The organism is Candidatus Methanogranum gryphiswaldense, from assembly GCA_019262145.1.
Classification (GTDB): Archaea; Thermoplasmatota; Thermoplasmata; order Methanomassiliicoccales; family Methanomethylophilaceae; genus Methanogranum; species Methanogranum gryphiswaldense.
The window spans coordinates 1,057,605-1,074,802 of record CP076745.1; the positions used below are offsets into that span (position 1 = coordinate 1,057,605).

17 protein-coding genes are annotated in these 17,198 nt (G+C 39.8%); 6 read left to right on the forward strand and 11 right to left on the reverse strand.

Annotated elements, in window-relative coordinates; all coding sequences use genetic code 11:
- Positions 1 to 185: 185 nt before the first annotated feature.
- Together KRP56_05370 and KRP56_05375 are read left to right on the forward strand one after the other, a co-directional pair.
- Complete coding sequence (locus tag KRP56_05370; GenBank protein UAL07269.1) at positions 186 to 1,358, forward strand: phosphoribosylaminoimidazolecarboxamide formyltransferase; 1,173 nt, start codon at positions 186 to 188, stop codon at positions 1,356 to 1,358.
- A 244-nt stretch (positions 1,359 to 1,602) separates the two neighbouring features.
- Entirely contained in the window at positions 1,603 to 2,547 is a 945-nt protein-coding gene (locus KRP56_05375) for a prenyltransferase (protein UAL07270.1), read from the forward strand.
- Here the strand turns inward: KRP56_05375 and KRP56_05380 are convergent.
- Entirely contained in the window at positions 2,533 to 3,477 is a 945-nt protein-coding gene (locus KRP56_05380; protein UAL07271.1) for a radical SAM protein, read from the reverse strand. The genes KRP56_05375 and KRP56_05380 overlap by 15 nt on opposite strands.
- Positions 3,478 to 3,694: 217 nt before the next feature.
- Positions 3,695 to 4,801, reverse strand: a complete 1,107-nt coding sequence (locus KRP56_05385; protein ID UAL07272.1) for a GTP-binding protein — start codon at positions 4,799 to 4,801, stop codon at positions 3,695 to 3,697.
- Positions 4,802 to 5,184: 383 nt separating this feature from the next.
- On the opposite strand from KRP56_05385, the gene KRP56_05390 reads away from it, so the two are divergent.
- Positions 5,185 to 5,607, forward strand: coding sequence for a DUF3795 domain-containing protein (locus tag KRP56_05390; GenBank protein ID UAL07273.1), 423 nt, complete (start codon positions 5,185 to 5,187; stop codon positions 5,605 to 5,607).
- 35 nt (positions 5,608 to 5,642) lie between these two features.
- Here KRP56_05390 and KRP56_05395 read toward each other — a convergent pair whose 3' ends face one another.
- The 4 genes from KRP56_05395 to KRP56_05410 all read right to left on the reverse strand — a co-directional run bounded on the left by KRP56_05395 (position 5,643) and on the right by KRP56_05410 (position 9,012).
- The gene (locus KRP56_05395) at positions 5,643 to 5,942 is read right to left on the reverse strand and encodes a hypothetical protein (GenBank protein ID UAL07274.1); all 300 of its coding nucleotides are present in this window, start codon (positions 5,940 to 5,942) and stop codon (positions 5,643 to 5,645) included.
- A 43-nt stretch (positions 5,943 to 5,985) separates the two neighbouring features.
- The gene (locus KRP56_05400) at positions 5,986 to 7,020 is read right to left on the reverse strand and encodes a radical SAM protein (protein UAL07275.1); all 1,035 of its coding nucleotides are present in this window, start codon (positions 7,018 to 7,020) and stop codon (positions 5,986 to 5,988) included.
- A gap of 57 nt (positions 7,021 to 7,077) precedes the next feature.
- Positions 7,078 to 8,271: an aminotransferase class I/II-fold pyridoxal phosphate-dependent enzyme gene (locus KRP56_05405; GenBank protein UAL07276.1), complete on the reverse strand. Its 1,194-nt coding sequence runs from the start codon at positions 8,269 to 8,271 to the stop codon at positions 7,078 to 7,080.
- A 159-nt stretch (positions 8,272 to 8,430) separates the two neighbouring features.
- Positions 8,431 to 9,012, reverse strand: a complete 582-nt coding sequence (locus KRP56_05410; GenBank protein UAL07277.1) for a carbonic anhydrase — start codon at positions 9,010 to 9,012, stop codon at positions 8,431 to 8,433.
- A 234-nt stretch (positions 9,013 to 9,246) separates the two neighbouring features.
- Between KRP56_05410 and larE the strand changes: the two genes are divergently transcribed.
- Positions 9,247 to 10,014, forward strand: a complete 768-nt coding sequence (gene larE, locus KRP56_05415) for an ATP-dependent sacrificial sulfur transferase LarE (GenBank protein UAL07278.1) — start codon at positions 9,247 to 9,249, stop codon at positions 10,012 to 10,014.
- Positions 10,015 to 10,054: 40 nt separating this feature from the next.
- Here larE and KRP56_05420 read toward each other — a convergent pair whose 3' ends face one another.
- Entirely contained in the window at positions 10,055 to 10,681 is a 627-nt protein-coding gene (locus KRP56_05420; protein UAL08472.1) for a tRNA 4-thiouridine(8) synthase ThiI, read from the reverse strand.
- Between the two features lie 231 nt (positions 10,682 to 10,912).
- Here KRP56_05420 and KRP56_05425 point away from each other — a divergent pair, with 231 nt between their 5' ends.
- Positions 10,913 to 11,758 (forward strand): hypothetical protein, encoded by an 846-nt coding sequence (locus tag KRP56_05425; GenBank protein ID UAL07279.1) that lies wholly within the window; start codon positions 10,913 to 10,915, stop codon positions 11,756 to 11,758.
- A gap of 90 nt (positions 11,759 to 11,848) precedes the next feature.
- Here the strand turns inward: KRP56_05425 and KRP56_05430 are convergent, their stop codons facing one another.
- The 4 genes from KRP56_05430 to KRP56_05445 form a co-directional block, all read right to left on the reverse strand.
- Positions 11,849 to 13,846, reverse strand: coding sequence for a hydantoinase/oxoprolinase family protein (locus tag KRP56_05430; GenBank protein ID UAL07280.1), 1,998 nt, complete (start codon positions 13,844 to 13,846; stop codon positions 11,849 to 11,851).
- 5 nt (positions 13,847 to 13,851) lie between these two features.
- On the reverse strand, positions 13,852 to 14,166 hold the full coding sequence (locus KRP56_05435; protein ID UAL07281.1) for a hypothetical protein: 315 nt from the start codon (positions 14,164 to 14,166) through the stop codon (positions 13,852 to 13,854).
- Between the two features lie 89 nt (positions 14,167 to 14,255).
- Positions 14,256 to 15,344 carry a uroporphyrinogen decarboxylase family protein gene (locus KRP56_05440; GenBank protein UAL07282.1) on the reverse strand — a complete coding sequence of 363 codons (1,089 nt, stop codon included), beginning with the start codon at positions 15,342 to 15,344 and terminating at the stop codon, positions 14,256 to 14,258.
- Positions 15,341 to 15,982: a cobalamin-dependent protein gene (locus KRP56_05445; protein ID UAL07283.1), complete on the reverse strand. Its 642-nt coding sequence runs from the start codon at positions 15,980 to 15,982 to the stop codon at positions 15,341 to 15,343. Before KRP56_05445 ends, KRP56_05440 begins: the two co-directional genes overlap by 4 nt.
- Positions 15,983 to 16,785: 803 nt before the next feature.
- Between KRP56_05445 and KRP56_05450 the strand changes: the two genes are divergently transcribed.
- Positions 16,786 to 17,187, forward strand: a complete 402-nt coding sequence (locus tag KRP56_05450) for an Rrf2 family transcriptional regulator (protein UAL07284.1) — start codon at positions 16,786 to 16,788, stop codon at positions 17,185 to 17,187.
- Positions 17,188 to 17,198 lie beyond the last annotated feature (11 nt).

The window sequence follows — 17,198 nt, forward strand, 5'->3', positions numbered from 1 at the left end:
TTAACTAAAAAATTGAGAACGATATATCAATACGCCACATACGCATTCGATCTAAAATTATGCATTTTGACTTAGGTGAAATTTAATATCGGTTACGATATCAGAACAATACTCGCACGATGGATCAACATCATAAAAAAAACTAGATGTTATCTCTTTGACGTTTGATCAAGAGGGTCTGCAAAATGAATGAAATGCAATTGAAATATGGATGCAACCCAAACCAACAACCAGCACGGATATTTATGAAAAATGGGGAATTACCCATAAAGGTCCTAAACGGAAAACCCGGTTATATCAACTTATTAGATGCCTTCAACGGATGGCAACTTGTTACAGGTCTGAAAAAAGCAACAGGATATCCTGCAGCCGCATCATTCAAACATGTGAGTCCCGCGGGTGCAGCTATCGGAACTCCAATGAGTGAAACTCTCAAGAAAATATGTTTTGTGGATGATATGAAAATGTCCCCGATCGCCATGGCATATGCCAAAGCAAGGGGTGCTGATAGAATGTCCTCATACGGTGATTTTGTTTCATTGTCTGATGTATGTGATGTACCTACAGCCAAACTCATCTCCAGAGAAGTATCTGATGGTGTCATAGCACCCGGATACGAGGACGCGGCCCTTGAGATACTAAAGTCCAAACGTAAAGGTACCTATGCTGTGATACAAATTGATGAGAACTATGTGCCAGATACCATAGAACAAAAAGATGTCTATGGTGTTACATTCGAACAGGCAAGGAACGAGGTCGAAATATCAGATAAACTATTGAATAATATGCCGACCAAGAACAAAAATATCCCACAAAATGCAAAGAACGACCTTTTGATCTCTTTAATTGTACTGAAATACACACAATCCAACTCCGTCTGTTATGTAAAGGACGGACAGACCATAGGAATAGGGGCAGGACAACAATCTAGGGTCCACTGCACCCGTTTGGCAGGAGAAAAGGCAGATAAATGGTATCTGCGTCAAAGCCCGAAGGCCTTGAACCTTCCTTTTAGGAACGATATACACCGCCCAGACCGTGACAATGCGATCGATGTCTATCTTTCAGATTATTACGAGGATGTCCTCTCCGAAGGAAATTGGGAGAACATTTTCACTGAGAGACCGGAACCTCTAACAAGGGAAGAGAGAGAACAGTGGATCAAAACCTTAAAAGGAGTATCTGTAGGTTCCGATGCATTCTTCCCATTCGGCGACAACATCGAGAGAGCACGCAGAAGCGGAGTGGATTATGTGGCACAGACAGGAGGATCCATCCGCGATGACAATGTCATAGAAACGTGTGACAAATACAACATCGCAATGGCCTTTACCGGTGTGAGACTTTTCCATCACTGATGAATATTACATTGACTCGGACCCCATATTTTTAACACAGGTCCGAGTCGAACACTTTTGATCTAAGAACAATATATTTCAAAGAGCCAGTATACGTTTTCATAAATATGTCATGGGTTTAATTCTAACCATCAATAAATGTGCCAGATATAAATTTTGAAATACATCATTTACTAAAATATTTCAACTAAATAAATTAAAATTGAACGAAAGTATTATTTCACTGTGCTCGATTCTAAATATCATGTCAGAAACGGTCCGAAATAACATATCCATCTTGAGAAAAGTAAATCTGATTTTCAGATTCAGTTACACCATTCCTTTTTTTCTGGCATCGATATGCGGATCCATACTTGCATTGCCCTATAGTCCATCCCTATGGATGGCCGTACTGATACCTCTTGTAGTACAGATATTGGCAGTTTTTGTGAATTTCTCCAATGATTACTTTGATCATGGTTCGGGGGTCGATGCTATGCGTTTCGAAATGACGAAGAGCCATATCACCGATAGCGAAGTACTGAGCAAGATATACTGGGAAGGAAACCAATTCGATACTGGAATGATTACTGAGAAACAAGGAAAGATCATCATGGCTGTGATCGTCGCCGCAATCGTATTGATGTCTCTACCGATCATAGCATATTCTGGATGGAAAGTCATCGTCCTCGGACTCGTAGGATTGTTCTTCGCATACTTTTACACAGCTCCTCCCCTCAATCTTGGAGCCAGGGGACTGGGTGAGACAGTCGTTGGAATATCTTTCCTCATGATGGTCGCATGCACATTCTATGTTCTTACTGGAACTATCACTCAAGAAGTCTTGCTTGTCTCACTTGTGATAGGCATAGCAGTCGGTACCATGAGGATGGTCGACTCAATGTCAGCCCAAGAAGCGCACATAGCAAATCATGAGGTCAGCGTATCGGTCATACTTGGTACGAACGGCACTATCCCAGTTGCAAAATTCATGATCCTGACGATGTATGTATTGGCAGCATGCCTTTCGATATTCAACCCTATTTTCCTACTCATCTTCTTGAGCATCCCGCTATCATACAAGGCCTGGAAAACAATGGACCCAGGAAGATCAGGATGGGAAATAAGAGTGATACCATACTTCTTCGGGATATCTTTGTCGATCGAGATACTTGCAATGGCTGCCGCATTATTGTCAATGGCGATCTGAAGAGGATTTTGAAGCAGCAAAGACAGACGACATCTCCAATATGGTCGATGGATTGCCCCTACCTATCAGATAATATTCCCTTACGGCTGCATACCCACAATGCTTACAAGATTCGGTTCCCGTCATCGGGCAGCCATTCATATGTATCTCGCCAGGCAGCATGAATGCAGACATCTTCCTAGGACACTTTAGATCCCAATCCTCATGGATAAGAAGTTCCAGACCTTTATTTGAATTTAATATCGGAAAACCTTTTTTCTTCAATTCTTTAATCTCTACGATCGCAGCAGAACGTTCTTCAAAAGAGGGCATTATAGAATACGGCGGAGGCGTTATGAAATTGAAAACGATACCTGCGATATTAGGATGCTGGACAATAGTTTCTGCCATTTCACGTATATACATTATATTGTCCTTTTGCAAAACTGCATTGGCGTATATCTTACCATCAAAATCCAGATCATCGATGGTCTTCATGAGTTTATCGAATACACCTTCACCGCGTATCGAATCGTGTATCTCTTTTGGACCGTCAAGGCTGATCGATATCACATCAGAATTCGTGAACACTGTTCCGGTGGTTCCGTTGGTAGTATAACCGATATTGTAATAACCCATATCCTTGGCAGCATCTATGAGGTCTCCCAGGTCCTTTTCCCCATCCTTCCACATTGTAGGCTCCCCGCCTTCAAAATATGCGATCTTGGCACCTTTTTTATGCATTTCTTTCAGATCTTTGATTATCTGATCATAAGAAAGCGAGGTCTCTGCCTTCGGATTAGACTCTACAGCATCTGCTATCCCGCAATGCTTACACCTGAGATTGCATCCATAATGTATCCCTATGGTATCCACAAGAGGAACATCCTTACCTAACTTGAAAAGCATCCACCATTGTGCATAACCAAAGAACTCAGATATATTGCCCATTACAGTGTAAACGGCTATGGTCTAAAAAAGTATTTCTTTATTTTTCCTTTATTGAAAAAGCACACATTTCTGCGTATGTTGCGATTTGTTCATAGCTTACGCTGATAGAACCATCCTGTAAGACGAACAGACGGACTTGATGTACCCGATCACGTCCGTCAGTTCGTCTGTAGGCTCAAAGGGTTTTTGGAACAACCTCAGATTACAGGAGCTGTGTTCAGTAACGATCATCTATACAATTTTTCAAATTGCTTATGATATCGTCCCTATTGTAATCCCTGCCAATGAGAACGAGTTCGTTCTTCCTGTCTCCGTATTTCTCATCCCAGTTCTCCTTTATATCGGGATAGTAACTGAAGATCTCTTCCCTCTCCTTTTTGGAATACGCTGCCACCCATTCAGAGACACCAGTGAGCATCAGGTTCTTTCCTGCTTGTTCAAAGAGCATCATGATCTTCGGCTTATTGGAGAACCATATGTAACCTTTCGAACGGATCAATGTCTTCGGATAGTTGTCTAAGAACTTTGAGAATTTCTTGTAGTTGAGAGGTCTCTTTTCCACGAATACGAACGATGTTATCCCAAAATCGTCCATACCTTTCTTCTCGTTTGCTTGATCTCTGTCCAGGGATTTTTGATAGGTTGAAGAGGACAACACCTTGAAGAAATCGAATACGTTCGAATCGAAAATGTCTGTTGTATCAACTTTTCCTTGAACTGTCTCGATAAGTTTCGCATCTGGTTGCAATCCTTTGACCACCGATCTTACATTTTCCAGATCTTCTTTGTTCAACAGATCGCATTTGTTCAATATGAGCACATTGCAGAATTCAATCTGATCCATGACCAGATTGACTATGTCCGAGTCCTCTGTATCATTCCCCTTCTTTGAGATATCATCCAAAAATTCGGTGAAGATTCTTGAAGCATCGACGACAGAAATAACATTGTTTAGATAAAATGCCATTTCTCTTTTCTGTTGTTCATATATCATGAAACCTTGACATATCCCTGTGGGATTGCTCACTCCAGAAGCCTCTACCAGAATAGACTCGAATTTGCCAGTTACTGCGACCTGCTGCAATTCAGACATGAATTTATCCCTCAATGTACAGCAGATGCATCCCCCTGTCATCTCACGAAGAGTTTTGTTCTCGATCACATTCCCATTTTTGATCAGGTTGCTGTCGACATTGACAGTCCCAAGATCGTTGACGATGAGCGCGATCTGTTTATCCTGATTTTTTTTAAGAAAATCGTTCATTAAAGTGGTTTTTCCTGAACCTAGGTATCCAGTTATGATTGTGACAGGTGTCTTACTCATTTCTCATTTTCTCCATATTTCAATTAAGATAACAATCAGATATGACGAAAATGCAACCGTTGATTGCAAAAGTCATTTTTTTCATGTTGGGAGGCCTTAAAATTTTTCAAATAGATAACAATTTGCATAACTTTATTAAAATTACAATAAGAATAGACCTATTTATTAATAACATTACCAATCGATCGGACCGGAAGCATCAAGATACATGCCACGAAACAAGCTAATATTCGGACATGAAACGTCTACGAATGATTGCTTCGGTCCTCTTTCTCCCATATCAATACCTCTGAAAAAATGTAATTTTATAACTTTACAAAATGCCAGGTCTTACCATATTGCCTCACAAAAAAAATATAACCTACGTGACTGATATTTCAAAGATGACGGCCATCGATGATATCGATAAAGATCTGATAGCCCCATGCGGTATGAATTGCAGACTTTGCATGGCCTACCAGAGAGAAAAAAATCACTGCGATGGTTGTCGCAAAGACGACGGCCTCAAACCAAATCAATGCAAAGTGTGCATCATCAAAAACTGTACTACCATTCAGACCAACTTATCCGGGTTTTGTTTTGAATGCAACTCTTTTCCGTGCCGCAGATTGAAACAATTAGACAAAAGATACATAGGAAAATACCACATGAGCATGCTAGAAAATCTAGAATTCATAAAATCTAGTGGCATGACTGCTTTTCTTGAAAAAGAAAAAGAACGTTGGACCTGTGAAAAATGTGGCAATATCGTATGCGTCCACCGCGACTTATGTCCAATGTGTAATGAACCTAAGAAATATGAATGAAAATTGGCCTCAAACTATTATTAGAACTGTTTAGATCAAAATTCAATTGTGTTCTCCTTCACTTTCTTACATAGATTTTTCGAAAGCATGCCCAATTCCATCCATGCAACATCGAAGATCGCTGATGTTATCAAACACGGTGGAGAGATGTCACCACGTATCTCTGGTGCATTCACCTTACTTGAAGAAAAATCTATGGCATCCATCACTGTGATCCTCTCAAGCCTTTTACCATAATCCTGTATCTTCTGACAATCAGAATCTATGTGTATATCGATGTCACCGTCATCACGCAGTGTCGCTGTCACCTTATGCGTCTTACTGCATGTATTCATCTTTACCGTAACTGTTGAAGAAATATCATCACCTCGATGATCATCAGATATCCCTAAATGGCACAATATCACAGCATGTGCATTCCAAACACATTGTATTGCATGTCATAGTGGTGAGTCCATATCTTTCCATAATGGTCTTCTGCATCTTTGAGACCCTTATCGCCCTCTCCGGAGTGACCTTGGGTATATCTCCGATAGCAGACCTCAAACTTTCCCTGTTGTAAGGATTGTACCTCAACGCTCTCAGACCCGGGATCACACCCTCAGAAGCTAAGCGACCCATTATGTCCCTCAAATCTCCATCCGTCTCACCTAGCCCGTATATTATGTTAGAAGAAACTTTCCCTTTCCCAAAGACCTTGACCGCCTTCACAAGCATCTCATTTATCAGGTCATAGTCCAACTCAGGACATACCTTTGAGAATATCGTCTTATTAGCTGCCTCAATGTTCAATTTGATCTCGGTAGCACCTGCATCCTTCAAAGATCTCAAATCCTCTTCACCAGATATGTATGGCTCTACACCTATCGGTATGTTTGGAAATTCCGCCCTTATTGCTTTTACGCAAGATATGAACCTTTTGACTGTGGTCTCTGCATTTTCTATTACTCCGCTGGTAAGAGATACTGAGACGACCTTTTGATCTTCCATCGCATCCTTGATCATAGCTACAATATCCGTATCTGTTAGGCCTTTGGTGATGCTCTTATCAAGACGAGGGGACGCACAGAATGCACAATTGTATATGCACCTTTGATCTAGATTGAAAAATGCTTGTTCGGGACAATGAAATACCACAGGTTTTATCTCGACCTTTTTCAAGAAGACCTCATTGTTCTTCGTAAGAAACAATGTACCATCCTGTGAAACATTGAGTTCAAATTCTCCCACATCATAAGATATTGCTTTCTTGACCCTACAACCATCGAAAGAGAACACCGCGGATGTTGAACCGGCGCCAGGTCCTGCTGTTGATTGGGATAGTCTGTAGGGCATCACAAATCCCTTTGGTAGTTTTATGCCTCCTCCCAATGAGAGTTCGGCCTTCTTGATCGTTCTTTCATCGCATTCCATTTTTAACACCAATCCTTCTTTGAAAAATATTTGAAATTGAAAAAGTTTTGATTTGACTCATAAGAGACCTGTTTTTTCCAATGCCTGATCTATGTCTTTTATCAGATCATCAAGATCCTCTATTCCTACACTGAATCTGAAGAATCCCTTGTTGAACTCCTTCGGATATAGATACTGTCTCTCATCATTCTCTCCTAGGAATACTATCAAACTCTCATCGTGACCGAGAGATACCGCAGATGTTATGATCCTAAGGTGACTTATGAATTTGTTATGAGCGTCATGATCAGCCTTCAATCCAAAGGCCAGAACACCTCCAAATCCTGGATGCATCTGCTTCAAGGCCGTGTGATAATTCTTATGGCTTTTTAATCCTGGATATGAAACAAAACTTACACATGGCAAACATTCCAGATATTCAGCTATCTTTAACGCATTGTAATTATGTACCTTCATACGAAGAGGCAATGTGACCGAACCACGCATTATAAGCCAGGCATTGAAAGGACTTATCACTCCCCCCAAATTGATCTGCGACTGTGTACGTATGACATCCAATTGCGTCTTTTTTCCTATTATCGCACCACCCATTGCGTCACCGTGTCCATTTATGTATTTGGTCAAGCTCTCAATTGAAAAATCAGCATCCAGTTCGATTGGACGCTGGTTGAAAGGTGAGGCAAAGGTATTATCGACCGAAAGTAACGCATGATTATCGTGTGCTATTTTGGCTATTTCTGTTATGTCCGATACAGAAAGAGTGGGATTTCCTGGTGTTTCAATATGTACCAACTTAGTATTCGGACGTATGGCAGCCCTTACTGCATCAAGGTCTGTGGTATCTACAATAGTGGTCTCCACATTGAATTTACTTTTCAGAAGCTCATTCAAAAGACGATAGACCGCTATGTACGTCACACTTGAGAATACCACATGGTCTCCACTCTTCAATAATGCAAAGAAAAGTCCAGATAACGCAGAAACACCGCTAGCCAGAACTATACAATCTTCCCCGCCTTCCAGGGATGCGATCTTCTCTTCCAAATAACGTTGATTGGTACCTCCGTTACGTGTGTATAGGTTTACATCTGCATCGCTCCAATTCAAATTCGTTGGATCGTACGGAAGTTCATAGCTATTCGCCATAGTTATAGGCCTTTTTATTGCCCCTGATTCTTTATCTACATCATTACCTGTATGAACCGATCTTGTCTGAAAACCAAGTTCATTGCCATATTTTCTTTCACTCATTCAATCACATTCAATAAAAAATTACATTTAAAAACTAAAATACAACTGATACATTGATCACGCATTATAACCAGCAAACAACTTTATCTTCATTTTTGATTTAAGAAACAGATCGCAGGATATCAGGAACGCGAAATAGATATCCTGCTTGTTGACTCATTATCTAACTTTTCCAACCTTCGTTGCTTCTTTCACCTCTTTCAATTTTCCATTTCTTACATCGTACACATACCCGTATATCGGTATATCTCCCGGAACAAGCGGATGATTCCGTATCCTGTCAACATCGTCGGTTACGCTCTTCTCTAGGTTACTGAATGGAAGGAAATTGATGTATTGTCCTTCTTCTGACCCACCTTCTTCGGAGGTGTTTTTCCACTCTTTTCCATCGAACTCAGCACTCTTCAGACTTCCTTTTAATAGGTCTCCGATGACCTCATTGGTAAATGTCAACATTCCACAGTCACTGTGATGTATGACGAACCATTCTTGTGTCCCAAGCAATTTGTGAGAAACAATCAGGGAACGGATGGCGTCATCACTGGCTCTGCCTCCCGCATTCCTGATCACATGCGCGTCACCCTCCGACAATCCGGCGAACTTTGCTGGATCGAGTCTTGCATCCATACATGTCAGAACGGCAAATTTTCTTCCGGGTGGTAAAGGGAGATTCTTTTTATCTCCGAAATTCAAGGCATACTGTTTATTTGCTTCCAACACTTCATTCAAGACCTTACTCATTGTTTCATTCTCCTATTGAAAGGGATCTTCACAGATTCTCGCATATATATGTAACAATTGTTAATATTTATTATGAATTGTCTATATTATTCATTAATGAATATTATTTAAGATATTATATTATTATAATACGTTTTTAAAAGATAAAACCAAGCTTATTTGACATAATATGCAACTAATTTCAATAAAGTATAGATTTAAATGTCATATCTATGATGTATCGAACTGATATTGATGCAGGATGCCTATTCATTGTTCGGAGATTACCTAAAATCTGCGGGTAAGGTAGCGATAGCGTATTCCGGAGGATTTGACAGTGCATTCATGCTCGCAGCCGCATCTGAATTCATACCAGATGATCATATCGCTATATTCGTGGATACTCCGATGGTATCCAACCGTCAAAGAAAAAATGCAAAGATAATCGCGGAAACACTAAACTCTCCATTGATAATAGTAAATTTAGAATGGCAAGATATGCCAGAAGTTACAAAAAACAATGGACAGAGATGCTATTTTTGTAAATCAGCAATATATGATAATGTCAGATCTATTGCTTTGGATCTTGGGTGCGATGTCTCCATCTGCGGTGATAACTATGATGACCTTAGCGCAGATCGTCCAGGAAGAAAGGCCGTCGATGAATACCACATCTCAAAACCATTGGAAGACCTCAAGATTTCAAGAAAAGACATTGTAGAAAAGGTCAAATCCCTTGATCTTGGATGCACAATAATCAAAGATACTTGTCTATCAACACGTATTCCGTTTGGAACACCGATAAATGAGAATACCATGAGATCGATAGAATCCTATGAACAAGCCGTACGTGATCTATGTGGGATTGAACAAGTAAGATTCAGATATCAAGAATATCACGCCAAGATACAAACATCACCACCAGAAATATACAGACTCAAAGAAAAAGAATCAGAGCTCAGAAACTATTTCTCAAAAAAAGGAATCAGTATAGAAATCGATCCAGATGGTTACAAAGGATAAAATTAAACGGAAATGGTTTGGATTTTGAATAAAAATAAGGTCAACTGACCCTTATCGTATTCCTTGCCGCTGTTTCAGCTAGTGACTGAAGTTGCACCGACTTATCAAAAACGTAAATTTTTTCTGGGTTTGCTTCGGTTATTGGATTAGTAGGCAATATGGTGCATCCTGAAACCTGTTTTATGGAAATATCAAATGTTCCTATCTCTTTTGCTATGGCCTCAATTTCCAATTTATCATAACCGATAAGGGGACGGATGACTGGGTAATTAAGCTCTATATTTTCAGAACGTATATTCTTAAGTGTCTGCGAAGCTACTTGTCCCAAAGAATCTCCCATTATCACACCGCTGCAACCAAGTTCGGTACCAAGGATCTTTGCAGTTCTTTGCATAGCTCTTTTACACATTACGCACTGGTAATTGCGATCGCATGACTTTGATATTATATCCTGTGAAATGCCATGAGGTGCAGAATACAACGGCATTTCTTGTCCAGTTACCTCTCTAAGTCTGACTGCCAATTCTTTTACTCTCTCTATCGCACGATCATCGGCAAATGGACGATTATCCATATGTAGTAGCACAACCTCTGCGCCCATTTTGGTCATTATGTAAGATGAGACCGGAGAATCAATACCTCCTGAAATCAATGATATGAATTTTATCTGTTTGTATTCGTTAGATTCGTATTTTGAAGTTGTTCCTGACATATTTACAACCTTTACTTGACTGCTACCTGTGTTTGATATCACACGTTTATGGCCCGTATTATCTTTACAATACTTATAGGTTTAATATGTTTTGGTCTATCAACCTAAAAATTACCATCTGCAGATAACATCATTTGTAAGATATGAATGCAAAATCTTTATACTTATCAATTGTTAAGTCCTACTATGCCTATAGTTCTAATAAGATATTCGGAAATAGGTTTGAAAAGCACGCCTGTTAGAACAAGATTTGAAAACCAATTGAAGGGAAAGATAATCTCCATGCTTGCATCAGACCGTATAGAAGCATTGGTCAAAAAGGGAAATGCTAGATTTTATGTAGAGTCGAATGACACCGATGGAGCAATCCGTTCTTTGAAAAAGGTCTTCGGTATTGCATCGATCTCGATAACTGAAGTATGCGGTACGAAAATGGATGAGATCTGCTCAAAGGCCGCAGAATACTCAATAAGCAGAATATCTGAGAATCAATCCTTTGCTGTAAAGGCGAGAAGAGAAGGAACACAACCCTACACTAGCATGGATGTGGGAAGAGAGGCAGGTTCAGCGATATACGAGACCAATAAAGAAAAAAACATCAGGGTAGATCTTAGCAAACCGGATGTAAAAATATACATTGAGGTTCGGGACAATAAAACATACATTTTCGATTCATACATACAATGCCACGCTGGACTACCACTTGGAAGCCAAGGTAATGTAATGGCGGAAGTTAACGATGACCGTGGAGTCCTTTCTGCTTGGTTGATGATGAAACGTGGATGCAAGGTTTTCATAAGAGGCGATGCAGACGTATCTTTACTCAAGAACTACGACCCCAAGCTTAAGATCCTGAACGATCGTCCTAATGATCCAAAAAGCATACTTGGATTTGTTAAGGGTACCGACATCGATACAATACGCTCTATCGACACTTCCAAGTATGATTTACCTATATTCTTCCCGACCATCGGAATGAACGATGAAGATGTAAAGATCTATCTGGACAAATTGGTAGCAGAATGCGAATGAAATAAAATCTTACTTAATTCTTAGAAGTATGTAATTTTAAACTGTTTTTTCGGACGGGAAAAAATTTCTCCCGTCCGAGGATCTTACTTATCAAACTCTCAATTGTTTAGGCTTTCCAACCGCAGTGATCTTGACCTGTGTTTCCAAAATTATATCCCTCATTGTATCTGTACCAAGAGAATATTTCTTTTCTTTGAACTCGGACGATATGCATATATCTTCTGCACCAGACCTCTCAGCAGCTAAAAAGACGTATTCCTCTCCTTTTTCCTTTGCAAATCTGGTACCTTCCAAATAACTATCGAAATCGAATTTACCAAATTTGGTGAACACGGTGCATGGTGTCACCTCAGGGTCTCCATCCGAAAGAGGTTTGATCAATATGTCAAGGCTCTCAGATATCCCACCGGTTATCGCACCCAATGCATTTCCTACTTCTGAACACTCAGGTATTATCAAATCGGTATGGAATCTCTTTGCCACATCGGGCAGATATGCACCGACAGGAGCACCTATGCCGATTATAGGTTTGTTCAAAACAATAGAACATGCAAAATCTGGACCTGATCCATTCAAAACTGCTTTTGATATCAAAGATTCTGCGGTCTTATCGATCTCTTCTGTTCCCACATCCTCTATCAACAGTTTCTTCATGAGCTCAATGCAGAGTTTATCGATTATCTGTCCTTTGACCTTCTTTATGAATTCCTCTGAGGTTATCCTTAGTTTTGCTGCCTGATATGCAACACCCAAAACAGATGCGGCCCTATCATACTGGACATAACTGTTCTCTGCGTGCAACAGATCTGTTGGTGTTAGCCCGACCCTCTGTATTATCCTCTGCTCTTCCAACCTTACAACATTGAAAGATAAAGGTTGAATTCCAAATTGTTCACTTGCCTCTCTGAGCGAACGCGGTCCATCCTTAAGGAATTCAAGGAATTTCAGATCATTATCTGATATGCTCCTGCCCGAATAATCCTTTGTCAGGACGAAGAATTCGATATCCTGTACGATGTTGCTTACCTCTACAGACTCTGGTGAAGGACGGGATGGCTTCTCTGATACTACCTTGAGATGATCGGTTATACTTGGCCATTTGGAAGCTGCTATGCACAAGGGTATTACACGTATGGGCGTAAGTATAACCCTGTTACCATTGACAACTATGCGACTATCCCCTCCGATACCTGAAGTAGATATCTCAGCAGCCATCACACGTGTCCTCACACCACTTATAAGAGCGCCTTCCTTTTCTAGTCTGGGCACGCCGTTTCTCAATATGCCTATATCTGTGGTCGTCCCACCTATGTCCATTATTATCGCATCTTCTTTGCCTGTGAGCCTTTTTGCACCTATTAGACTTGCAGCAGGACCTGAAAGAATGGTCTCTATTGGCCTCTCTGCAGCTGTATCCACATTCATGACAGAACCGTCCCCTTTAACTATCATCAAAGGGGCTTTGATATCATTCTCAAGCAGAACCTTGTTGACTGATGCTATCAACTCTTTTATTATAGGTATCAAACGCGAATTCATTACTGAAGTAACTGTACGTTCATTGAACCCTAAAGTGGATGAAAGTTCATGACCACAGACCACAGGTACGTCTAATATCTCTTGCGCAAGTTCCTTTACACGTTTTTCGTGCTCTGGATTCCTGACACTGAGATATCCTGTGATGGCCAACCCATCCACCTTTCCTTTGATCGATCTCAGGAACTCTTCAGCCGCCTTCTCATCCAAAGGTTCAGTCTCAGTTCCTGACATGTTATGTCTTCCCTTGATGCACGTGTGAAGATCGACATTTATAAGATTATCAGGCTTACGATCTATGCATATCAATCCTACTCTGCACCCCTTACCCTCAACAATAGAATTTGTTGCCAGTGTTGATGATAGAGACACGATTGATATCTCCTTGAACAGTTTCTTATCGAAATTAGATATCGCATTCCTTATTCCGATTGAAAGATCTTCCCTTGTTGTCAACGCCTTTGATTTGCTTACAATTATGTCTGTATCAAAGTTCACAAGAACGGCATCCGTATATGTGCCGCCTGTATCAAATCCTAATCCGTAACTCATCTACATCACCTGTTAGCTTTTACACCTAGATCGCTGTTCCTCTCAGAGACAATTTTGCATATATGATCTGCAATCGACCTCTGTTGAGCCTCATTCTGTATGTCTGGAAATTCTCCGATTGGGAATTCATTGTCGCATTTATTGCATCTAACTTTGGGGCATCCCTTTGCTGCCTCTGAGCACCCTTGGCATGCAAACGTCCTTGCATAAACTAATGAGAACCTAAATCCGCAGAATGGACAGTCAAACTTTCTGACTGATGCGGTTGTATTGTATGAGAAGTCTTGAGCCCTCATCGATTCGTAATATCCATTTGTCATCTGTATCCCTTTACCAATTGCGTCGGGGTATCCACATTTATCACGGATTACCCCGACTAATATGTTTGAAATGTTTTCATGTAACCCGTTCAATCGAGTCTTCCATATTTTTCCACAGTTTTGACCACTGCTTCGATGTTTTCCAATTTTGTATTTATGTCAGGGGGTACCTCACAACCAGATGCGATACAGTACCTGGAATTCAGTCCACGTTTGCATAGAGCGGTCTTGACCTCTTGACATAGATCTTTTGTTACCTTCGTTATTGTTTCAACGGACCCTCTACGGAATAATTGAGGATCGATATTACCTGCAACGAGACAATTGTCCGCATATCCTGAACCGATAACCTCTGAAGCAGTTAACGATCCCTCGATATCCGGATAGTAGGCCATTGAATAAATCGCAGGCTTGAACTTATTGATCTGGGTATCGAGATGTGGAAGGTCCGCGCAATTGTGTATGGCAACAGCCATTCCATTATCCCTCGTCTCCTGGTTCAACCTCTTTGCATATACATCGCCTTCAAACTCTCCGTACTCATCGTCACCCAAACAAGAATAATTACCCCAGAGATAGTCCCAGCATAATCCATTAACGCCGGTCTGTCCGATCTCTTTAACGATCTCTGAATCAAACTCTGTCATTACTTTGAGTGCCTTATGAACAGGTGCAGGATCTGTGAACATATCCATGAATAATCTTTCCGCACTGGCACTCTGTGACAATGCAAGTAGAGGTCCTTCCAGGAATGCAGATGTCACTACCTTACCATTCAACTTGTCCGCGATTATCCTTGTGCCCTCGATTATCACTCTGGATCTTCCTTTTTTTACATCAGGAACCTCGAGTTTCTCATAATCTTCGATAGATTTTATGATCGGTCTGTTCACATAAGGTGTGTTCTCCTCATCGAATTTCACGCCTGCTCCAAGATCTCCAGCCATTACTGAAAGGTCCATCAAACCAATAGCGAAATCAAATCCGAAACGTTTCTGTCCCTGAATAAATGCCTCAGCATACAGCTTTGGATCGCTGGCCCATTCTCTGTATGTAACACCATTTTTACCAATAAGCTTCCTATTTACACCACATGCTATTGGATATGTTGGTAATCTGTCGATTTTTTCATTATTGATTGCACCGAGTGCTCTCTGTGCATGTGTTATTTCTGTCATTGCTGAACCCTCTTTAACCAAGATACACAATCTTGTGCGTTGATGTCTCTGTGGTCTGCACCTATCTCTTCCGCAAACGAATTCGATGTCGGAGGCCCTCCGATAGTGACCTTACATTTACTACGATATCCGTTCTCTTTCAATGCGTCCACTGTCACACCCATGTAATCCAATGTAGGGGTCATGATAGTACTAAGAGCGATCACATTTATTCCAAGCCTCTTTGCTTCATCAGCGATCAATTCTGATGGGACGTCTTTTCCTAGATCGGTAACATAATAACCGCCAGCTGTCAACATTGCTTTAACAATGTTTTTACCGATATCATGAACATCTCCCTCTACGACCGCGGTTATGCATGTTTTTCTGCTGACACGATCTTCCACTGGAATAGCAGGAAGAAGGACATCGAGTCCAGCATACATGCTCTTAGCCGCAGCTAATATCTGAGGAAGGAACAATTTATGAGCCGCGAATAATTCGCTCACAATTGACATTCCTCTTACCAATCCATCATTTATGGCTTCAACTGGATCTATTTCCTCTTCAAGTGCTCTCTCAGCCGCAGCTTTGGAACGGACCCAATTCAATTCCACAACGGAATCAGTCAATTCTCCAATTATTTTTTCCTTTGACATTTACTTTCCTCGATCTTTTTTTATTATTTTTCGACACATTCGTGAATTCAATGTTTAAATAAAGTTCATATTATTCATATGACCCAGATAAACAAAATGGACAATGTCCATTAAGAATTCAAGGACCTATGTATCAGTCAACTGATCACATTCTCAAAGACCCATTTTTATGAGTGATTGAGATATTCTTCGATTCGATCAGTATCAAATTAATTCTCGATACATGAATAACGACAAACACCGATGTTCTTACAACAGAAACTAAAATGCTGTTTTAATTCCACGGATACGTAATATTTTCCACTCTGGATCTTTATTTTTTTTACCATGTTATACACCTTATCGAGAGCTATTGGTCCTCTATGCTTTCGCAATATAATGTATCAATTGTTAATATTAATAAACAATTGTTAAATATATTCATTAAAGAATATAATTAGAATTATTAAGGAAAATTTTACTAAGAATAAAGTAAAATAATTAAAAATATGACAACATTTAAGAAAAAAAGAATTATATTAATTCAAATTAATTTACAAAAAATAATAATATCCAGTAAAAATAATATTTATATTTTTAATTAAAATTTGATAAATAATAAGATGATAAAAAAAAATATTCTTATATTGTCATAAAAACAAGTAATATCCTAATTGAATTGCAAAAATAATCATAGTAAACCTATATGATACCTATAAATAATAAGTTCTAAGATATATCTATTATATAGGTCATATTGACCTTAATAATTTAAACTGGTGGCAAATTTGAAAATATCAACTAAAGGAAGATATGCATTACGTATGATACTTGACCTAGCCGAACACAAAGATCAAGGATTCATTGCGTTAAAGGATATAGCTGAAAGACAAGAGATATCAAAAAAGTATTTAGAACAGATAGTGCCACTTCTCAATAATTCTAATATGCTAAAGACAAATCGCGGATATCAAGGAGGATATATGCTAGCTAGATCCCCAGATAAATATACGGTCTGGGACATACTTAGTCTTACAGAAGGAAGCATGACCTTGGTATCATGCCTTGATACTCCAGACAACACTTGCCCACGCAGCGAATACTGTATGACCCTACCTGTTTGGAAGGGCTTGAACAAAGTGATCTCCGATTATCTAAAAAGTGTCACAATACAAGATATATTGGATCAATACAAAAACCGTGAAATTAACGTCTACATCATATGATAATAATGTGA